The organism is Pseudonocardia sp. EV170527-09 (assembly GCF_008369905.1).
GTDB lineage: Bacteria > Actinomycetota > Actinomycetes > Mycobacteriales > Pseudonocardiaceae > Pseudonocardia.
Genome location: NZ_VRMC01000028.1, coordinates 25,502 through 42,973, shown reverse-complemented (window position 1 = coordinate 42,973; position 17,472 = coordinate 25,502). Strand labels below are relative to the sequence as shown.

Below are 17,472 nucleotides of genomic sequence, written 5' to 3'. Positions count from 1 at the left end.
GCAGCCGCATCCGGCGCACCCTACGAGCGTCGTGCCGCGCGGCGGGACGCGCGGTCGCCGTGTCACCGTCCGCGACCGGATCGTGTCCCGTGCGGATCGCCGCTCAGCTCCTGGTGGAGCGGGCCGTCCCCACCTCGTCGGCGGTGGGCTCGGTGACGGCGGCCCGGTGCCCGTTGGTCCCCGCAGCGCGCTCCTCCAGGGCGGTCAGCCGCTGCTCCAGCTCGCTCTCCCGCCGGGTCAGCTCCGCGTCCCGGACGGCGATCTGGCGGGCCAGGTTCGTCAGGTGCTGGCTGATCTCCCGGTCCCGCAGGTAGGTGTTCAGCATGCCGAACACGAAGGCGACCACGAGCAGGTAGACCAGCAGGTCCGTGCCGCGGCCGATGCCCACCGCCCGGGCCAGGTAGGTCAGGTCGTCCGGGCGCAGGACCGCGTAGATGTTCAGCACGATGAACGCGCCGAAGGCGATCCGCTTGCTCGCCCGCACGCCGACGCTCTGGCCGCTGCGCACGAAGTAGACGAGCGCGCCGACCGCGGCGGCCAGGAGCAGGATCTGCAGGATCACGGTGTTCGCCTCCTGGGTCATCGCTGCCGTACCGACAGGTCGAACAGGATGTTCACCCCGTTGAACAGCGACTGGCCCTTGGATCGTGAGTACTCGGTGTAGCGGATCGTGACCGGGACCTCGCGGATCCGCCACGACGACCGGGCCAGCGACGCGACGATCTCCGACGCGTGCGCCATCCCGTTCATGGTGATCCGCAGGTCCTCCGCGACCGCCCGGTTCATGGCCCGCAGCCCGTTGTGGGCGTCGGTGAGCTTGAGCTTGCGGCTGGCCGGGGACAGCGCCGCGACGGTGCGCAGCACCAGTCGCTTGAGCGGCGGGACCGGCTCGGTCGACTCGAGGAAGCGCGACCCGAGGACGACGTCGGCCTCGCCGCCGCGCAGGATCGCGGCCATCCGGACGGCGTCGGCGACGTCGTGCTGGCCGTCGGCGTCGAAGGTGACGATCCGCTCCGCCCCGCGGAGCAGGGCGTAGTCGATCCCGGTCTGCAGCGACGCGCCCTGCCCGAGGTTGATCGGGTGCCGCACGAGGTGCGCCTCGGTGCCGGCGATGCGTTCGGCGGAGGAGTCCCGGCTGCCGTCGTCGACACACACGACGTTCGGGAAGGCCGTGCGGATCTCCGCGACGACCTCGGCGATGACGGTGTCCTCGTTGTACACGGGGACCACCACCCAGGTGCCGGTGTCGGCGACCACGTCCCACTCCCTCGTCACTGACCGGCGGCCGTTCACGGCCGCACCGCAGAGGCTATCGGTCCGGGTATCCGAGCCGTGCGACGGTGGGCAGGGTTCGGGGCGAACGTGATGTTCCGTACCGTTCGTGACATGGACCCGAGAACGCTGCTCGAGGTGATGCTGGCCGATCTGGACAGCGCGCCGGAGCTGTACCGGCCGACGGACTTCTGGCGGACCGGGCTGGAGAGAGTGGTCGCCGACCTGCGGGAACGCGGGTTCACGGAGTTCCGCAGGCACCCGTCGGCCACGTTCTTCTACGCCCCGCAGTACGCGCCGGTGTCCAGGCCGGCGGCGATGCTGTCGCGAGCGTTCGGGATGCTGGGTGCCCCCGGCGCGCTGCTGCGCGGGCGGATCGACCAGGTTCCCGTCGCCCGGGCCCACCACGCCACGGTGACCGCCCTCGACCCCGCCGACCGGTCGCCGTCGCTCGCCGGGTTCAGCGAGTCGACCGCCGGCGCCCCCGCCGAGCAGCTGGAGTTCGACGGCCGCCGGTTCAGCCGGTCGTCGCTGAACTACCTGCGCGGGCTGGTCATGCTCAAGCGCGCCGTGCCCGACCTCGACGTCTCGACCGTCCTGGAGATCGGCGGCGGGTTCGGCACGCTCGGGGAGATCCTGCTGTCGGGCAACCCCGGACTGCGCTACATCGACGTCGACATCCCGCCGGTCGCCGCCGTCGCCACGCACTACCTGCGCGAGGCCCTCGGGCCGGAGAAGGTCGGCGACTACGCGGCCACCCGCGAGCGCGAGAAGATCGTGATCGACGAGCTGGAGCACGCGGCGACCGTGCTGTGCTCCTGGCAGCTGCCCCGGCTCACCGGGACCGTCGACCTGTTCGCCAACTTCATCTCCTTCCAGGAGATGGAGCCCGAGGTGGTGGCGAACTACGCGAACCTGGTCACCGACCTGGGCGCCCGCTGGCTGCTGCTGCGCAACTCCCCGACCGGGAAGCCAGGAGTGCGCGAACCCATGCTGCGGCGCCACTACCTGGAGATGTTCGACCGGTTCGAGCTCGTCGACTCCGACGCCGGGCTCTACGGCCAGGACTCCGAGGGCACGGTGTCCGAGGTGATGGTGCTCGCGCGGCGCTCGTAGGGTGGCGCGCATGCGCACCCCGGACCCGATCGAGATCGGCGGCCACCTCGTGGGACCCGGCGAACGGCCGTTCGTCATCGCGGAGGTCTCCGGCAACCACAACGGCTCGCTGGACCGGGCGCTGGAGATCGTCGACGCGATCGCCGGGACCGGGGCGCAGGCGGTGAAGTTCCAGACCTACCGGGCCGACACGATCACCATCGACGCCGACGGCCCGGCCTTCCGGATCCGTGACGACCACGGTCTGTGGGGCGGGCGGAACCTCTACCAGCTCTACGAGCAGGCGCACACACCCTGGGAGTGGCACGAGCCGCTGTTCGCCCGTGCGCGGGAGCACGGCCTGGTGCCGTTCTCCAGCCCGTTCGACCCGACGGCGATCGAGCTGCTGGAGTCCCTCGACGCGCCGGCGTACAAGGTGGCCTCGGCCGAGCTGGTCGACCTGCCGCTGATCCGGGCGATGGCCGCGACGGGCAAGCCGATGGTGATCTCCACCGGGATGGCGACGCTGGCCGAGATCGACGCCGCCGTCGCCGCCGCCGGAGAGGGCGGTGCGACGCAGATCGTGCTGCTGGCCTGCACCGCCTCGTACCCGGCGGACCCGGTCGACGCGAACCTGCAGACGATCCCGGCGTTGCGCGAGGCGTTCGGCGTGCCGATCGGGCTGTCCGACCACACCCCGGGCATCGGGGTGCCGGTCGCCGCCGTCGCGCTCGGCGCGGTCGCGATCGAGAAGCACGTGACGCTGCGGCGTGACGACGGCGGCGTCGACTCCGACTTCTCCCTGGAGCCCGCCGAGCTGGCGTCGCTGGTCACCGAGACCGACGTGGCGCGCCGCGCGATGGGCCCGGCCCGGTTCGGCCCCCGCGAGTCCGAGCGCGACACCCTCGCGCTGCGCCGCTCGCTGTGGGTGGTCGCCGACGTCGCCGCGGGCGAGAAGGTGACCGCGGACAACGTCCGGTCGATCCGCCCGGCGGGTGGTCTGCACACCGACACGATCGGCACCGTCCTGGGCCGGACCTTCACCCGCGACGTCGCCCGCGGCACCCCGCTGACCTGGGACCTGATCTGAGCGGACCGCTCAGTCCAGGGTGCCCAGCGCCGCCTTGGTGAAGGGCACCAGCTCGGACTCGCGGCCCTCGAGGACCTTGCGGCCCCACTCGGGGTCGGCGAGCAGCGCCCGGCCGACGGCGACGAGGTCGAACTCGTCGTCCTCCAGCCGGTCGAGGAGCTTCTCGACGCCGCTCACGTCGGCATGGGCGTCGCCGCCGGCGAACATCGCCGGGTCGAAGACCTGGTCCAGGCCGACCGAGCCGACGGTGATCGTCGGCAGCCCGGTGACCTTGCGGGCCCACCCGGCGATGTTGAGCTCGGCGTCGGCGTCGGGGAACTCCGGCTCCCAGTAGCGGCGCCCGGACGCGTGGAGCGCGGTCACCCCGGCGTCGGCGAGCGGGGTCAGCACCTCGGTCAGCTCGTCGGGGGTGGCGGCGAGACGCGCGTCGTAGTGGCCGCCCTTCCACTGGGAGAACCGGAACACGACCGGGTAGTCGGGAGCGACGCGCTCGCGGACCGCGGCGACGATCTCGGCGGCGAAGCGGGCGCGCTCGGCCCGGCCGCCGCCGTAGCCGTCGGTGCGGCGGTTGGTGCGCTCCCACAGGAACTCGTCGATCAGGTAGCCGTGCGCGCCGTGCAGCTCGACGCCGTCGAAGCCGATCCGCTCGGCCTGCGCCGCGGCCTCGGCGAACGCGCCGACGATCCGGTCGATCCCGGCGAGGTCCAGCGCCTGCCCGGCGCCCTCGGTGCCGTCGAGCGCGACGCCCGACGGGCCGACGGACGGCGCCTCGGGGAACGGTGGTTTCCCGGCCTCGCGGGTGATGCCGACGTGCCAGAGCTGCGGCATGATCCGGCCGCCCGCGCCGTGCACCGCCTCGACGACCTTCGCCCACCCGGCCAGCGACGCCTCGCCGTGGAAACGCGGGACGTCGGCGGAGTCGCCCGCGGACGGGTCGTCGATGTAGGTCCCCTCGGTGATGATCAGGCCGGTCCCGGCGGCAGCCCGGCGGGCGTAGTAGGCCGCGACGTCGTCGCCGGGGACGCCACCGGGGGAGAAGTACCGGGTCATCGGGGCCATGACGATGCGGTTGGCCAGCTGCGCGGAGCCGAGCGAGTACGGACGGCCGAGCAGCCGTGCGGCGCGGGTGGACACGAGGCACTCCAGGAGGGATGAGCCGTCCAGGCACGTCGGCGGGTCCGGGCGGAGGCGTCAAATGGTTCCTGTCAAAGATACAGATGGGCCGGCGAACTGCAACAGTGACCATCGCCTTTTCGTCCGGGCGGGTAGTCTGGGGCTCCGACCGGGGAGGTGACGTGGTGCTGGACATCCGGTTCTCCCGTGCCCTGCAGGCGATGCTCTACCTCGCCGCGGCCGCGGAGGGTGACGGGTCGACGGTCAGCTCCGGGCGGCTCGCCGAGGCCCTCGGGACGAACCCGAGCCTCGTGCGCAGGCTGCTCGTGCCGCTCGGGGCCGCGGGCCTGGTCGAGTCGACGAGGGGGCGCAGCGGTGGTGCCCGGCTGGCCCGGCCGGCCGGGGAGATCACCCTCGCCGAGATCCACCGCTGCGCGGTCGGGGAGAAGCCGCTCTGGGCGTGCAGCCCGGAGACCGAGCACGTCTGCCCGGTCACGCCGCACGCCGCGGCGTACTTCGCCGGGCTGACCGCCGACGTGGAGCAGGCGGTGCAGGCGTCGCTGGAGGGGCGGACGCTGGCCGACGCGCTGCGCGAGATGCGCGGCCTGGCGAGCGCTAGCGGTCCAGGAAGTCCCTGACCAGGGCGTTCACCTCGTCCGGGGACTCCCGGTTCGACCAGTGGCCCCGCCCGGGCAGCAGCACGAACCGGGCGCCGGGCACGGCGTCGGTGGCCGCGTGCGTGGTCGCCACGGGGACGCCGGCGTCCCGGTCGCCCTGCACGAACAGCGCGGGGCAGCGGATCTCCGAGAGCCGGGGGCGCAGGTCGACCCGCATCCGGCGGAACCCGATCGAGCCGTTCTGCCAGTCCGAGCTGCCCGCGTTCCCGGACCGGGCCTCGGCGAGGACGGCGTCGACGATCTCGTCCAGGTCGGGCACGCGGCCGGCGTCGCCGAACAGGGCGCGGCGGGCGAACGCGGTGACCGCGGCCCGGCTGCGGAAGGCCAGGTTCGGCAGGGTCCGCGACAGCAGGGGCACCCGCGCGGTCAGCCACAGCAGCTGGTGCAGCCCGGGCGGGAAGCTCAGCGTCCCGGCCGGGGCCAGCGCGACGACCCGTTCCACCCGCTCGGGGTGCTCGATCGCGGTCGCCAGTGCGAGGGCGCCGCCCTGGGACAGCCCGACGACGGCGATCCGCTCGATGCCGAGGTCGTCCAGCACGTCGACGACCGTGCGCAGCAGAACCTCGTGGGTCGCCCGGCCGTGCCACGGCCGGCTGCGCCCCTGCTTCGGCCAGTCGGGGGCGACGACGCGGTGGTCGCGCGAGAGGTCGGGGATCAGGTGGCGCCAGCTGAGCAGCGCGTTGTCCAGGCCGGCGCCGGAGAGCAGCAGCACCGGCGGGCCGGCGTCGCCGGCGAGGTGGACGTGCAGGTCGCCCTCGGGACGGGGGATCACGTGGTCGCTCAGGTCGGTCATCGGCGCCTCTCGGTCGGCGGGTCCTCGTCGCCCCACCCGCGTGCGGCCAGTGCCTCCCCGAGTGCGTCGGCGTGCCGCAGCGTGCGCACCAGGAACGGCACCGCGAACGCGGTCGGCGACCGGTCCGCCCCCCGTGCCTTCGCCGCGGCCCGGACCTGCCCCGCGATGCCGGACAGGGTTCCGATCGACTGCACCGTCAATCCGACGAGAAGGCCGAGGCGCTCGGGTGCGAGACCGAACCGGCGCAGCGGGCCGAGTCCGCGTTCCACCGCGCTGACCAGGTCGTCCACCCGGGTGGTGAGGGTGAACAGGGTCGCCGCGCCCATCGCGGCGAGCAGCCGGAGCACGATCACCAGCGTCCGCTCCGGACCGAGCAGCCACCACTGGACCACGCCGAGCAGCACGGCCAGCAGCACCAGCGTGCGCAGCACCGGCCGGACCCGGTGCCACGGGATCCGGGCCACCACGTAGCCGGCGGCGACGGCCAGGCACAGCCCGCCGAGCACCCGCGGGTCCCCGGTGAGCACCGCCCCGATCGCGAGGGCCAGCACCACCAGCAGCGACGGCCCGGCGGGCGCCCGGTGCAGCAGGCTGTCACCGGGCGCGTAGAGCCCCAGCGGGGTCACGACCCGCAGAGCCTGCGGTAGTACGCGACGGCCGGTCCGGGCTCGTCGTCGGCGACGACCCGCCCGCCGTCGAGGACGACGACGCGGTCGAAGTCGTCGAGCAGGTCCAGGTCGTGCGTGGCGAGCAGGACCTGCTGGCGCAGGCCGGCGAGCCGCTCGGCGAAGGCTCGCTTGTTGCGCAGGTCGAGCAGGGTGGTCGGCTCGTCGCAGACCAGCACGTCCGGGTCGAGGACCAGCACCGAGGCCAGCGCGAGCAGCTGCTTCTGCCCACCGGAGAGCTGGTGCGCGGGGTGCTCCACGTGCTCGCCCAGGCCGAACCCGGTGAGGGTCTCCGCGGCGAGCCGGGCCCGCTCGGCGCGGTCGCGCACGGTGCGGCGCAGCGAGAACGCGACGTCCTCACCGGCCGTCGGCATGACGATCTGGGAGTCCGGGTCGGAGAAGACGAACCCGACCCGGCGGCGGACGGCCGCGCCGTCGCGTGCCGGGTCGCGGCCGTCGACGCGCACGGTGCCCGAGGTCGGTGCGACGAGCCCGTTCACGGTCCGGGCCAGTGTGGACTTGCCGGAGCCGTTCGCCCCGACCAGCGCGACCCGGGGCTCGGCGAGGGCGAGGGTGACGCCGTCGAGGACGGTGCGCTCGCCGTAGCGGTGCCCGACGTCGGCGAACTCGATCATCGGACCACCCGCCAGCTCGTCGCGACGCCGAGGCCGCCGCCGGAGGACAGCGCGGCGATCCCGGTCTCACCGCTGCCCTGCACGACGAGCCGGTGGAACAGCCGCACGACCAGCACCGCGCCCGAGGCGCCCCACGGGTGACCGAGCGCGATCGCGCCGCCGTCCTGGCCGGCCAGGTGCTCGTCTATCCCGGCCGCGTCGAGACAGGCCAGCGCCTGCCCGGCGAACGCCTCGGTGAACTCGACGGCGTCCGGGGCCGTCGGCCGGTCGCGCAGCGCGGCGAGCGCGGGGACGGCGCCGAGGCCGAGGTCGGCCGGGGGGCAGCCGCGGGTCGCGGCGGAGACCAGCGCGAGGCCGGGCACGCCCAGCTCCCGGCGTCGCCACTCCGGCACCAGCGCGACGGCGGCGGCCCCGTCGTTCACCCCGCAGGAGTTCGCGGCGGTGTGGACGCCGTCGGGGGTGAACGCGGGGCGGAACCGGGCGAGACGGTCGGCGGTGTAGCGGTCGCGGGGCCGCTCGTCGGCGGTGAGGGGCCCGCCGACACCGTCGACCGGGACGAGCTCGTCGTCGAAGCGGCCGGCCCGCTGCGCGTCGACGGCGCGGGCGTGGCTGCGGGCGGCGAACGCGTCGAGGCGGGTGCGGGGCAGGCCCGCCCGGGCCGCCGCGTCGTCGGCGGCCGGGCCCATGTCCGGGTCCGGGTCGCCGGCCGGGGCGAACGGCGCTCGGGTGTAGACAGTGCCGTCGGCCCACGTCCGGGTGGGTGCGGTCGACGGGGACTCGGCACCGCCTGCCAGGTAGCCGATGCCGTCGCCGGCACGGATCCCCGCGGCCGCGGTGAGGATCGCGGCCAGCCCGCTCGCGCACTGCCGGTCCACGGTCATGCCGGGCACCTCGTCGCCGAGCCCGGCGGCGAGCGCCGCGACCCGGGCCGGGTTGCCCCCGGGGCCGAAGACGTTGCCGAGCAGCACGTCGTCGACCGGGCCGCCGAGGGCCCCGGCCAGTGCGGCGAGCACGGGTGCGGCGAGCGCGTCGACGGTCACCGCGCGCAGCGCGCCGCCCGCGGTGCCGATCGGGGTGCGCCGCGCGGCGACGACGACCGGGGTGTCGGCCGGGGTGTCGCTGCCGGGGACGGTCACTCCGGGCCCCCGAGCGGGACCGCGTCGAGGGTCCCGTCGCGCAGCGCGGCGTCGACGGCGGCGCGGGCGGGCTTGCCGGAACCCAGCCGCGGGAGCGCCCGGGTGACCAGCCACCGGCGTGGCCGCTTCGCCGGGGACAGCCCGGCCCGCGCCGCGGCGCGCAGCGCCCGACGGTCCGGGACACCGTCACCGGCCTCGACGACCGCGGTGACCACCATCCCCAGCGACGCGTGCGGGGTCCCGGCGACGACGACGTCACCGACGCCCGGCACGCCGCGCAGGATCTGCTCGACCTCCTCGGCGGCCACCAGCGTGCCGCCGGAGGAGATGGTGGTGGCGGCGCGGCCGAGGACGGTCAGGCCGCCGTCGGCGGTGAGCTCGGCGCGGTCCCCGACCGTCGTCGGACCGGGACCGGCCGGGACCAGCTCGCCGCGGGTGAACCGGCCGCGCACCGACTGCGGGCTGTCCACCCACAGCTCGTCGTCGCGCACCGTGAGGTGCACGCCCTCGACCGGGCGCAGCGGGCCGTCGTCGCGGCGGGTGGCGATCAGCGAGTGCTCGGCCGAGCCGTAGTACTCGAGCAGCGTGGTGCCGGGCAGCAGCCGCGCGCACCGCTCCCGTATCCCGGGCGCGACGTGCGCACCGCCGCACACCACGACCTGCGGTGCCGGGCCTCCCGGGCGGCGCTCGCGCTCGTCGAGCAGCGCGGAGAGCTGGGCGGGGACGAGATGGACCGAGCCGCCGTCGGGCAGGTCGGTCGGGTCGAGCCGGCCGCGGGTGACCAGGCCCAGCCCGTGGTGCAGGGCGTGCAGGGCCCCGAACAGGTACAGCGTCGACGACGGCGGCCCCGGCACGAGGACCGGTCCGGGCAGCGCGCCGAGGATGTCGAACCCGATCCGCCAGGAACGCCGGTCGCGGGCCAGCACGGAGGGGACACCGGTGCTGCCCGAGGTCGTCGGGAGCAGGAACAGCCCGGGTGTGCGCGGTCCGCCGTCGGCGGTCTCGGCCCGCCCGTCGGTGCCGATGACGTGGTGCGGCGCGGCGTCGGCGAGCACCGCGTCGCGTTCGCGGCCGGTCCAGCCGGCGTCGGCGAGCAGCGACGCCGCGCCCAGCCGGTCCGCGGCGAGCAGGTAGGGCAGCACCGCCCAGCGGGCCCGGGTGGGGGTGTCGAGCACGACGCGCTGCCCGCTCCGCACCCCGAGCCGGGACAGCCGTTCCCCGGCCGCTCCGACGGCGTCGGCCAGCCCCCGGGGCAGCCAGGGTGCCGGGACGACGGGCGCCGTGTCGTCGTCGGCGTCCGGGGCGTCGATGCCGGCCCCGCTCACCGGGCCCGGGACTCGGACGCAGGGCGGACCGGCAGCAGGTCCGGCAGGGCCCGGTGCACCAGCGACGCGATCAGCGCGGCCAGCACCACCTTGATCAGGTCACCGGGCACGAAGACGAGGGACTGCACGATCCCGCCGGTGACGTCGCCGATGTAGACGCCCAGCCACGGCATGCCGACCACGTAGTCGGCGAGCAGCCCCGCCAGGCAGGCGAGCAGCAGCACGGGCAGCGACCGCGACCGGAACCGCTGCACGATCAGGCCCGCGACCAGCGCGGACAGCAGCCAGCCGACGAGGAAGCCGCCGCTGGGGCCGAAGAACGCGGCGCCGTTGCGGCCGCCGGACAGCAGCGGCAGCCCGACCGCGGTGAGCACCAGCAGCAGCGCGACCGATGCCGTGCCGAGCCGCCACCCGAGGATGACGCCGGCCAGGACCGGGCCGACGTTCTGCAGGACGATCGGCACCCCGGCCACTCCGGCGAAGCCGGGGAACAGCCCGAGGACGGCGATGAACGCGGCGAACACGACCACGCGGGCGAGGTCGGCCGCGGGGAGCGCGGGACGGGATCCGGACACGCGCGAAGGGTAGGTCTCGTCGGCGTGCCGGAGGTGCGTCGTGCGGGTTGCGTCACGGCGCCGAGCGCTCACAGCACGCGATGGAGTGTCCGGAATCCGTCGGCGTCGGGGGTGCCGGGCTCGCCGTAGCCCGCGCGGGCGAACAGCCGGGCAGAGGCGTCGTTGCGGGTGTGTACGACGGCGGTCACCGCGGTCCCGGCGCCGGTCCGGGCCCGCAGCGCGTCCTCCCCGGCCCGCAGCATGGGCAGGGCCAGCCCCTCGCCACGGCGCTCCGGGGCGACGGTGATCGAGACCTCCCAGCCGCTCCCGTCCCGGTCCCAGCGGACGGTGCCGACCGGCCCCCGGGCGTCGGCGACGACCAGGAGCAGCCGGTCGTCGCGATCCAGCGAGCCGGCGAGCCAGCGGCGGTGGGTGGCGAGGTCGACCGCGTCGTGGCTGCGTGACCAGCGACGGGTGTCGGGGTCGTTGCGCCAGGCCAGGAGCAGCTCGGCGTCGCCGGGACGGGCGGGGCGGGGCCGGACCACCCGGGCGAGCACCCTGCCCTCGGCGGCGACGCGTGCCTCCCGGCCGCCGGCCGTGCCCACCGCGGTGGCCACGGCGTCGACGACCCGGCCCGCGCCCTCGCCGTCGACGACGGTCGCGGCCCGGTCGGCGAGCGTGGCGCGGTCGCCCGGGCTGGTCAGCAGGGAGCGCAGCACGGCCGCGGCGGCGGCCGGGTCGACGAGGTCCGCGGTTCCGCCCAGCCCGGCGGCGGCCCCGGCGTCGACGACGGTCCGGTAGCCCTCGGTCTGGTTGTCCGCGGCCCGGACCAGCGCCATCGGGACACCCACGCAGCACAGCTCCCACACCGTCGTCCCGGCCGCGCTGACGACGAGGTCGGCTTCGGCCATCGCGGCGGGCAGGTCGGGCAGCGGCGGCACCGCCCGGAACGTCGCCGGCCCGTCGGCGGGCAGGTCGAGGGGCCGTCCACCGGGGACGACGACGTCGACCTCGGCGGGGACGTCCGCGGCGGCGAGGGCGGCGACCACCTGGGGCAGCAGTCCGGCGGCGTCGGTCCCGCCCATGACGACCAGTACACGGGGCGGCCCGGTGCCGGGGGCGTCGGCGGCCCGCAGGGCCCGCCGGGTGCGGGCACGGCGGACGGTCAGCCGCAGCGGGGCGTAGCCGGGGCCGCGGAGCAGGAGGGGGGAGCCGTCGTCGGGGCGGGGGTGGTCCTCGGCACCCATGTTCGGGTCGACCACCACGTCACCGGGACGCCGGCCGGTCGCGAAGTCCTCCACGGTGGACAGCACGACCCCGGCGGCGTTCAGGGCCGGACGCAGGTCGTCGCCGAGCAGGTAGTGGTCGACGTGCACGGCGTCGATCCGGTGCTCACGGGCCAGCGCCGCGAGCCCGCCGGCGGTGTCGGCCGAGGGCAGGACGGGGCCGGGCTCCCGGACCAGCCCGGACCACAGCCAGCCCAGCCCGTCGAGCCGGCCCGACCAGAACACCTCGTGCCCGGACAGCAGCGCCGCCTCGGCGACCGCGGCACACCGCACCGCGTGCCCCACCCCCGTCGACGGTCCGGCGTCGCAGCGCAGCAGCAGACGCATCCCGCTCACCCCTCGGCGAGGGACTTCTGACGGACGTGCGCGTTGCGCTCCACCAGGTCCGGCCGCGACCGCAGCACGTCGACGACCGCCCGCCACCCGGTGCGCCCGTCCAGGGCCTCGACCAGCCCCGTCAGGGCGTGCAGGTCGTCGACGGTGTCCAGGGTGACGCGCAGGTCGTCGGCAGCCGGGGCGACGACGAGCCCGAGGCAGCGGAACCGATCCGGGTCTCCGTAGAGACCGGAGGTCACGTGGATCCGGTCGTACCCGGTCGCGGTTCCGGCCAGCGCGCGCAGCGCGTCGACGCGGGCGAGCTCGACGTCCAGGCCGCGCGGCAGGGTGCGCACCAGGGTGGTGGCGACGTAGTCCTGCTCCGGCGCGGACCGCCAGGTCGCGGCGACCAGCGACACCAGCGCCGGGTCGAGCAGCGGGCAGTCCGCCGTCAGGCGCACCACGGCGTCGCAGGGGTGCTCGTCGACGGCCTGTACGAAGCGGGCCAGCACGTCGTCCTCGGAGCCGCGCACCACCGGGACGCCGATCGTCGCGGCGCGCTCGGCCACGGCGTCGTCGCCCGGGGCGGTCGAGGTCGCGACCACGACCCGGTCGACGCCGGAGGCGGCGCGGGCGGCCCCGACCACCCGGTCGAGCACCGGTGTGCCGCCGAGATCGGTGAGCACCTTGCCCGGGAGCCGCGTCGACCCCGTCCGCGCCTGGATGACCGCGTTGACCCGCACCCGTACCTGCTTCGATTCGTCCGATCGATCGCGTGCCATCATGCCGGGCGGACGAAATTCCGCAGATCTGGAGGCGTGATGTCGGTACTCAAGGGCTCGTCGGTCCTGGTCACGGGCGGGACGGGGTCCTTCGGGAAGGCCTTCGTCCGCACCCTGCTCGACCGTTACGAGCCGCGCCGGCTGGTGATCCTCTCGCGCGACGAGCTCAAGCAGTACGAGTGCCGGTCGCTGTTCGACAACGACCCGCGGCTGCGCTGGTTCCTCGGTGACGTCCGGGACCAGCCGCGCCTGCGCCGCGCGATGCACGGCGTCGACTACGTCGTGCACGCCGCCGCGCTCAAGCAGGTGGACACGGCCGAGTACAACCCGTTCGAGTTCATCCGGACCAACGTCGAGGGCTCGCAGAACGTCGTCGAGGCCGCGATCGACGCCGGGGTGAAGAAGGTCGTCGCGCTGTCCACGGACAAGGCGTCGAGCCCGATCAACCTCTACGGCGCCACCAAGCTGTGCGCCGACCGGCTGTTCGTGAGCGCGAACCACTACGCCGCCGCCTACGAGACCCGGTTCGCCGTGGTCCGCTACGGCAACGTGCTCGGCAGCCGCGGGTCGGTCGTCCCGCTGTTCAAGAAGCTCGCCGCCGACGGCCAGTCGCTGCCGATCACCGACAAGCGGATGACCCGGTTCTGGATCACCCTGCCGGACGCGGTGCAGTTCGTCATCGACTCCTTCGACGCGATGCAGGGCGGCGAGCTGTACGTGCCGCGCATCCCGTCGATGCGGATGACCGACCTCGCCGAGGCCATCGCCCCCGGCGCCGCGACCCACGAGATCGGGATCCGGCCGGGCGAGAAGCTGCACGAGGAGATGATCGCCGCGGACGACTCGCGGCGGACCCTCAAGCTGGCCGACCGCTACGTCGTCGAGCCCTACATCGCCGGCTGGGGCTACACCTCCCCGGCCGACGGCGAGCCGGTCCCGGACGGGCAGGCCTACCGGTCGGACACCAACGACCTGTGGCTGTCCCCCGAGCAGCTGCGCGCGATGGTCGAGGCGCTCGACTGATGGGCGGCGCCTGATGCTCCCGTACGGCCGGCAGTCGATCTCCCCCGCCGACGTCGAGGCGGTCACGGCGGTCCTGGGGACCGACTGGCTGACCACCGGCCCGGCCGTGACCCGGTTCGAGGACGACCTCGCCGCCGTCTGCGGGAACCCGGCGGTGGCCGTGACCAGCGGCACCGCGGCGCTGCACGTCGCCTACGCCGCGGCCGGGGTCGGCCCGGGCCAGGACGTCGTCGTCGCCCCGCTGACCTTCGTCGCGACGGCGAGCGCCGCGGCACTGCTCGGCGCGAACGTCGTGTTCGCCGACGTCAGCCCGGACACCGGGAACCTCGACCCGGACGCGGCGAAGGCCGCGCTGACACCGAACACCACCGTCGTGGCCGGGGTCGACTACGCCGGCCACCCGATCGACGCGGCACCGCTGCGGTCGCTGGCACACGACGCCGGCGCCCTGCTGCTGGAGGACGCCGCGCACTCCGTGGGCGGCACCTGGCACGGCCGCCCGGTCGGTGACCTGGCCGACCTGACCACGCTGAGCTTCTTCCCGACCAAGAACCTCACCACCGCCGAGGGCGGCGCGGTCGTGTCCCCGCGCGCGGACCTCGTCGCGGGTGCCCGGTCGTTCCGCAACCACGGCCTCGTCCGCGACAAGGACGCGCAGCGCTTCCCCGACGAGGGCCCGTGGCACCAGGAGGTGCACGCGTTCGGGCTGAACTACCGGCTGCCCGACCTGCTCGCCGCGCTCGGATCCTCCCAGCTCACCCGGCTGGCCGCGTTCACCGCGCGGCGCAGGGAGATCCACGCCCGCTACGACGCCGCGCTCGCCGACGTGCCCGAGGTCCGCACCCCGGTCCGCCGCGACGGTGCCGAGCCCGCCTGGCACCTCTACCCGCTGCGCGTGCTCGACGGCCGCCGCCGCGCGCTGTTCGAGCACCTGCGCGAGCACGGCATCGGGGTACAGGTCAACTACATCCCCGCCTACTGGCACCCGGTCTTCGCCGACCTCGGCCACCGCCGCGGCCTGTGCCCGAACGCCGAGGAGTACTACTCCCAGCAGATCTCGCTGCCGCTGTTCCCCGATCTCGCCGACGCCGACGTCGACCGGGTCGCGGGCCTGGTGCGGGAGTTCCTCGGGCACTCGGCGTGAGCGCGGGGTGAGCGCCGTGGACGCCAGCCGGGAGGTGCTCGGGCGCGGCTCGCTCTACACCCTGGGCAGCGTCGCCCCGATCCTGGCGAACGTCGTCGTCACCCCGTTCGTGACCCGGCTGCTCGGCGACGCCGAGTACGGCGTCGTCGCCGTCGGGCTCATCCTGGTGCAGGTCGGCGCGATGGTCGTCGGGTTCGGCCTGGCGTCGTCGATCACCCGGCACGGGATCCTGGAGAGCTCGGGCACCGACGGAGCGCGGGCGCTGGTGCTGCAGGGCAGCGCGCTGTCGCTGGCGGTGGTCGTGCTCGCGGTGCTGGCCGGCCCGTGGTGGAGCCTGCCGGTGCTGTCGGTGCCGTGGCGGGCCGGGCTGGTGTTCGCCGGGCTCGCCGCCGCCGGCTTCGTGGTGGTGCTCAACGCCCAGGCGTTCCTGCGGGTGCAGGACCGGCCGGTGCCGTTCGTCGTCATGTCCGGGGTGGCGACGCTCGGCGGACCGCTCGCCGGGCTCGCGCTCGTCGCGTGGCGGGCGAGCGACGCCGACGACTACCTGTTCGGCCTGCTGCTCGGCTACCTGGCGGCCGCGGTGATCGGGCTCGCGCTGGCCCTGCGCGGTGGCCGCCCGCACACCGCGCGGGGCGACTTCGGCCGGGCGCTGCGGATCGGGCTGCCCGCCGTCCCGCACCTGGTCGCGCTGCTGCTCGTGCAGAACGCGCTCGTGCTGATCGTGAGCCGGTACTTCGGGGTCGCCGACGGCGGCCGCATGCAGATCGCGCTGCTCCTCGGCTCCGCCCCCGCCATGATCGTCTCCGCGCTGAACAACGCCTGGGCGCCGGTCATCTACCGGACTGCTCCCGAGGCCCGCGGCGCCGCGTTGGAACGCACCGCCCGCGACGTCGGCGTCGTCACCGCCGCACTGGCCGGCGGGGTCGCGCTGCTCGCCCCGTTCCTGCTGCGGATCCTCACCCCGGCCTCGTTCGCCCCCGAACAGCTGGTGCCGGTCACCGCGGTCGCTACGCTCGGCGCCGTGGTCAGCGTCGTCTACCTGGCCAACGTGCACCTGGTGTTCGCGTCCGGCCGCAGCGGCGGGCTCGCCCTCGCGAGCCCGGTCAGCCTGGTGCTCGGGGTGGTCGCGGCGGTGCTGCTCGCCCGGACCGGGTCGCTGACCGCGGTCGCCGCCGGGTTCCCGCTGATCTACCTGGCCCTGGCGGCCGGGACGTCGCTGCTGCGTCGGCGGGTGTCACCGACCCGCTGGCGGGAGGCGGTGCTGGCCGGGCCGCTGGCCGTCGGCGTCGTCGTGTGCGGGGCCGGGGTGCTGCTGCCGTCCGACGGCGTGCTGTGGCTGTCGGTGCGGTTCGTGCTGGCGGCGCTGCTCGGGGTGGCCCTGCTGGTGCTGGTCCGCCGGATCTTCCGACCGTCATGATCGCCGGGAGTGGAGCGCGGGGAGCAGTCGGCTGCGTCCTCCGCTCCGCTCCCGGCGATCATGGTCAGGCGTCGAGGGGCTCCTCGGTCGCGACCGGCGTGGGCAGTCCGCGCGGCAGCGGCCTCGGCAGCGCGGCCAGCGGGTGGCGCAGCCACAGCAGCGGGTTCGAGCTGCCCGCCGACATGGCCTGCGTACTCGCCGCGGAGCGCTGGGTCAGCCCGAGCACCATCGCGGCCTTCGCCAGCGGCGACGCCGCGTAGTACTGCAGGCCGGGCCCGACGCTCGGGGTGCGGCCCCAGCCGAGCACGGTGCGCAGTGCGTCCGGGTCGAGCAGGTGCTCGGCGCCGAGCTCGCGGCGGGCGAGCGCGGTCGCGGCGGCGTCGGCCTCCGCGGCGCCGGACTCCGGGCGGGCCCCGTCCGTCGGATCGACCGTGTGGAACTCCGGCCAGGTCGCGCGCAGCTCGTCGACCGCCGACGACGACTGCGCCCCGAACGTCAGCGGGTCACCCCACACCCCGGCGGGGGTGCCGACGGCGGCCGCGTACAGCACGGCCGTCGACAGCCGGTTCGACGAGACCCGGCTCGCGTTCCCGACCAGGTGCATGATCCGCAGCAGGAAGTGCGGGTCGTCGCGCCGCCCGGCGGTGACCAGCGTGTGCCCGGCGTCGCGCCAGGAGGTGGTGATCTCCGGGTCGGTCATGTCCTCGTGGTGCAGGCACACCGTCGACGGACCGTCCACCTTCGCGACCTGACGGGCGAGGTCGGCGTGCGCACCGGTCACACGGACGAGCCGGGTGCCGTGGAACGGGACGAACACCGGCCCGAGCCGGTCCGACGGCGTCCAGCCCTGCGCGCGCAGCAGCGCCTCCAGGTAGAGCACCGGGGCACCGATCGGGGTCGTCTCGCGGTCCTCGTCGGCGGGGGACCAGCCGCGGCAGCCGTGCGACCACACCAGCAGCCGTCGCCTGTGGGGGTCGGTGCCGACCTTCGGGAAGTCCGCGAAGTGCGCGGCGACGGGGGAGACCGCGGTCCAGCCGTGCTGCAGCAGACCGGCGATGTGCCGGGGCCGGGACAGTCCGGCGTAGGCGGCGAGGACGGCCGAGTGGCCGTAGTAGTGGTTCTGGATGTCCATCGCCGTGCTCCGGGTCGT

General features: G+C 75.2%; 18 protein-coding genes. 6 read left to right on the top strand and 12 right to left on the bottom strand.

Translation table 11 applies throughout. The annotated features are described in order from the left end of the window. Window positions 1–103 precede the first annotated feature (103 nt). Together FVA95_RS11235 and FVA95_RS11230 are read right to left on the bottom strand one after the other, a co-directional pair. Window positions 104–583: a DUF2304 domain-containing protein gene (locus FVA95_RS11235; protein ID WP_149664162.1), complete on the bottom strand. Its 480-nt coding sequence runs from the start codon at window positions 581–583 to the stop codon at window positions 104–106. Continuing rightward, window positions 580–1,257 carry a glycosyltransferase family 2 protein gene (locus FVA95_RS11230; protein ID WP_020626830.1) on the bottom strand — a complete coding sequence of 226 codons (678 nt, stop codon included), beginning with the start codon at window positions 1,255–1,257 and terminating at the stop codon, window positions 580–582. The genes FVA95_RS11235 and FVA95_RS11230 overlap by 4 nt, the downstream gene beginning before the upstream one ends. A gap of 129 nt (window positions 1,258–1,386) precedes the next feature. Between FVA95_RS11230 and FVA95_RS11225 the strand changes: the two genes are divergently transcribed. Both FVA95_RS11225 and pseI read left to right on the top strand, forming a co-directional pair. Then, window positions 1,387–2,388 carry a putative sugar O-methyltransferase gene (locus FVA95_RS11225; protein WP_161992274.1) on the top strand — a complete coding sequence of 334 codons (1,002 nt, stop codon included), beginning with the start codon at window positions 1,387–1,389 and terminating at the stop codon, window positions 2,386–2,388. 10 nt (window positions 2,389–2,398) lie between these two features. Beyond that, window positions 2,399–3,457: a pseudaminic acid synthase gene (gene pseI / locus FVA95_RS11220; RefSeq protein ID WP_149664160.1), complete on the top strand. Its 1,059-nt coding sequence runs from the start codon at window positions 2,399–2,401 to the stop codon at window positions 3,455–3,457. 9 nt (window positions 3,458–3,466) lie between these two features. On the opposite strand, the gene FVA95_RS11215 is transcribed toward pseI, so the two are convergent. After that, window positions 3,467–4,591, bottom strand: coding sequence for an NADH:flavin oxidoreductase (locus tag FVA95_RS11215; protein ID WP_149664159.1), 1,125 nt, complete (start codon window positions 4,589–4,591; stop codon window positions 3,467–3,469). A gap of 161 nt (window positions 4,592–4,752) precedes the next feature. On the opposite strand from FVA95_RS11215, the gene FVA95_RS11210 reads away from it, so the two are divergent. Then, window positions 4,753–5,208 carry an Rrf2 family transcriptional regulator gene (locus tag FVA95_RS11210; RefSeq protein WP_240051416.1) on the top strand — a complete coding sequence of 152 codons (456 nt, stop codon included), beginning with the start codon at window positions 4,753–4,755 and terminating at the stop codon, window positions 5,206–5,208. On the opposite strand, the gene FVA95_RS11205 is transcribed toward FVA95_RS11210, so the two are convergent. The 8 genes from FVA95_RS11205 to FVA95_RS11170 all read right to left on the bottom strand — a co-directional run bounded on the left by FVA95_RS11205 (window position 5,186) and on the right by FVA95_RS11170 (window position 12,738). Next, on the bottom strand, window positions 5,186–6,040 hold the full coding sequence (locus tag FVA95_RS11205) for an alpha/beta fold hydrolase (protein WP_149664157.1): 855 nt from the start codon (window positions 6,038–6,040) through the stop codon (window positions 5,186–5,188). The two genes, FVA95_RS11210 and FVA95_RS11205, sit on opposite strands and share 23 nt — an antisense overlap. Beyond that, window positions 6,037–6,666, bottom strand: a complete 630-nt coding sequence (locus FVA95_RS11200; RefSeq protein WP_149664156.1) for an energy-coupling factor transporter transmembrane protein EcfT — start codon at window positions 6,664–6,666, stop codon at window positions 6,037–6,039. Before FVA95_RS11200 ends, FVA95_RS11205 begins: the two co-directional genes overlap by 4 nt. Next, on the bottom strand, window positions 6,663–7,340 hold the full coding sequence (locus FVA95_RS11195; protein WP_149664155.1) for an energy-coupling factor ABC transporter ATP-binding protein: 678 nt from the start codon (window positions 7,338–7,340) through the stop codon (window positions 6,663–6,665). Before FVA95_RS11195 ends, FVA95_RS11200 begins: the two co-directional genes overlap by 4 nt. Then, entirely contained in the window at window positions 7,337–8,476 is a 1,140-nt protein-coding gene (locus FVA95_RS11190) for a thiolase family protein (protein WP_149664154.1), read from the bottom strand. Before FVA95_RS11190 ends, FVA95_RS11195 begins: the two co-directional genes overlap by 4 nt. Beyond that, window positions 8,473–9,801 (bottom strand): class I adenylate-forming enzyme family protein, encoded by a 1,329-nt coding sequence (locus tag FVA95_RS11185; RefSeq protein ID WP_240051415.1) that lies wholly within the window; start codon window positions 9,799–9,801, stop codon window positions 8,473–8,475. Before FVA95_RS11185 ends, FVA95_RS11190 begins: the two co-directional genes overlap by 4 nt. Beyond that, window positions 9,798–10,376, bottom strand: coding sequence for a biotin transporter BioY (locus FVA95_RS11180; protein ID WP_149664153.1), 579 nt, complete (start codon window positions 10,374–10,376; stop codon window positions 9,798–9,800). The genes FVA95_RS11185 and FVA95_RS11180 overlap by 4 nt, the downstream gene beginning before the upstream one ends. Window positions 10,377–10,444: 68 nt before the next feature. Beyond that, window positions 10,445–11,968: a bifunctional UDP-2,4-diacetamido-2,4,6-trideoxy-beta-L-altropyranose hydrolase/GNAT family N-acetyltransferase gene (locus FVA95_RS11175; protein ID WP_161992273.1), complete on the bottom strand. Its 1,524-nt coding sequence runs from the start codon at window positions 11,966–11,968 to the stop codon at window positions 10,445–10,447. Between the two features lie 5 nt (window positions 11,969–11,973). Further along, complete coding sequence (locus FVA95_RS11170; RefSeq protein WP_149664152.1) at window positions 11,974–12,738, bottom strand: cytidylyltransferase domain-containing protein; 765 nt, start codon at window positions 12,736–12,738, stop codon at window positions 11,974–11,976. Window positions 12,739–12,777: 39 nt separating this feature from the next. Here FVA95_RS11170 and pseB point away from each other — a divergent pair, with 39 nt between their 5' ends. Genes pseB through FVA95_RS11155 form a run of 3 tightly spaced genes read left to right on the top strand, consistent with a single transcriptional unit; the run spans window position 12,778 to window position 16,322 of the window. Continuing rightward, on the top strand, window positions 12,778–13,761 hold the full coding sequence (gene pseB / locus FVA95_RS11165; RefSeq protein WP_075309157.1) for a UDP-N-acetylglucosamine 4,6-dehydratase (inverting): 984 nt from the start codon (window positions 12,778–12,780) through the stop codon (window positions 13,759–13,761). A 13-nt stretch (window positions 13,762–13,774) separates the two neighbouring features. Then, complete coding sequence (locus tag FVA95_RS11160; protein WP_149664151.1) at window positions 13,775–14,905, top strand: DegT/DnrJ/EryC1/StrS aminotransferase family protein; 1,131 nt, start codon at window positions 13,775–13,777, stop codon at window positions 14,903–14,905. Window positions 14,906–14,921: 16 nt separating this feature from the next. Continuing rightward, entirely contained in the window at window positions 14,922–16,322 is a 1,401-nt protein-coding gene (locus FVA95_RS11155) for a lipopolysaccharide biosynthesis protein (RefSeq protein ID WP_161992272.1), read from the top strand. Window positions 16,323–16,386: 64 nt separating this feature from the next. Here the strand turns inward: FVA95_RS11155 and FVA95_RS11150 are convergent, their stop codons facing one another. Continuing rightward, window positions 16,387–17,454 carry a hypothetical protein gene (locus FVA95_RS11150; protein WP_149664149.1) on the bottom strand — a complete coding sequence of 356 codons (1,068 nt, stop codon included), beginning with the start codon at window positions 17,452–17,454 and terminating at the stop codon, window positions 16,387–16,389. Window positions 17,455–17,472 lie beyond the last annotated feature (18 nt).

Excerpts from the sequence above, each read along its gene's own strand:
- FVA95_RS11235 (WP_149664162.1), bottom strand. The coding sequence starts at position 583 with ATGACCCAGGAGGCGAACACCGTGATCCTGCAGATCCTGCTCCTGGCC.
- FVA95_RS11225 (WP_161992274.1), top strand. The coding sequence starts at position 1,387 with ATGGACCCGAGAACGCTGCTCGAGGTGATGCTGGCCGATCTGGACAGC.
- pseI (WP_149664160.1), top strand. The coding sequence starts at position 2,399 with ATGCGCACCCCGGACCCGATCGAGATCGGCGGCCACCTCGTGGGACCC.
- FVA95_RS11205 (WP_149664157.1), bottom strand. The coding sequence starts at position 6,040 with ATGACCGACCTGAGCGACCACGTGATCCCCCGTCCCGAGGGCGACCTG.
- FVA95_RS11195 (WP_149664155.1), bottom strand. The coding sequence starts at position 7,340 with ATGATCGAGTTCGCCGACGTCGGGCACCGCTACGGCGAGCGCACCGTC.
- FVA95_RS11175 (WP_161992273.1), bottom strand. The coding sequence starts at position 11,968 with ATGCGTCTGCTGCTGCGCTGCGACGCCGGACCGTCGACGGGGGTGGGG.
- FVA95_RS11170 (WP_149664152.1), bottom strand. The coding sequence starts at position 12,738 with ATGGCACGCGATCGATCGGACGAATCGAAGCAGGTACGGGTGCGGGTC.
- pseB (WP_075309157.1), top strand. The coding sequence starts at position 12,778 with ATGTCGGTACTCAAGGGCTCGTCGGTCCTGGTCACGGGCGGGACGGGG.
- FVA95_RS11160 (WP_149664151.1), top strand. The coding sequence starts at position 13,775 with ATGCTCCCGTACGGCCGGCAGTCGATCTCCCCCGCCGACGTCGAGGCG.
- FVA95_RS11150 (WP_149664149.1), bottom strand. The coding sequence starts at position 17,454 with ATGGACATCCAGAACCACTACTACGGCCACTCGGCCGTCCTCGCCGCC.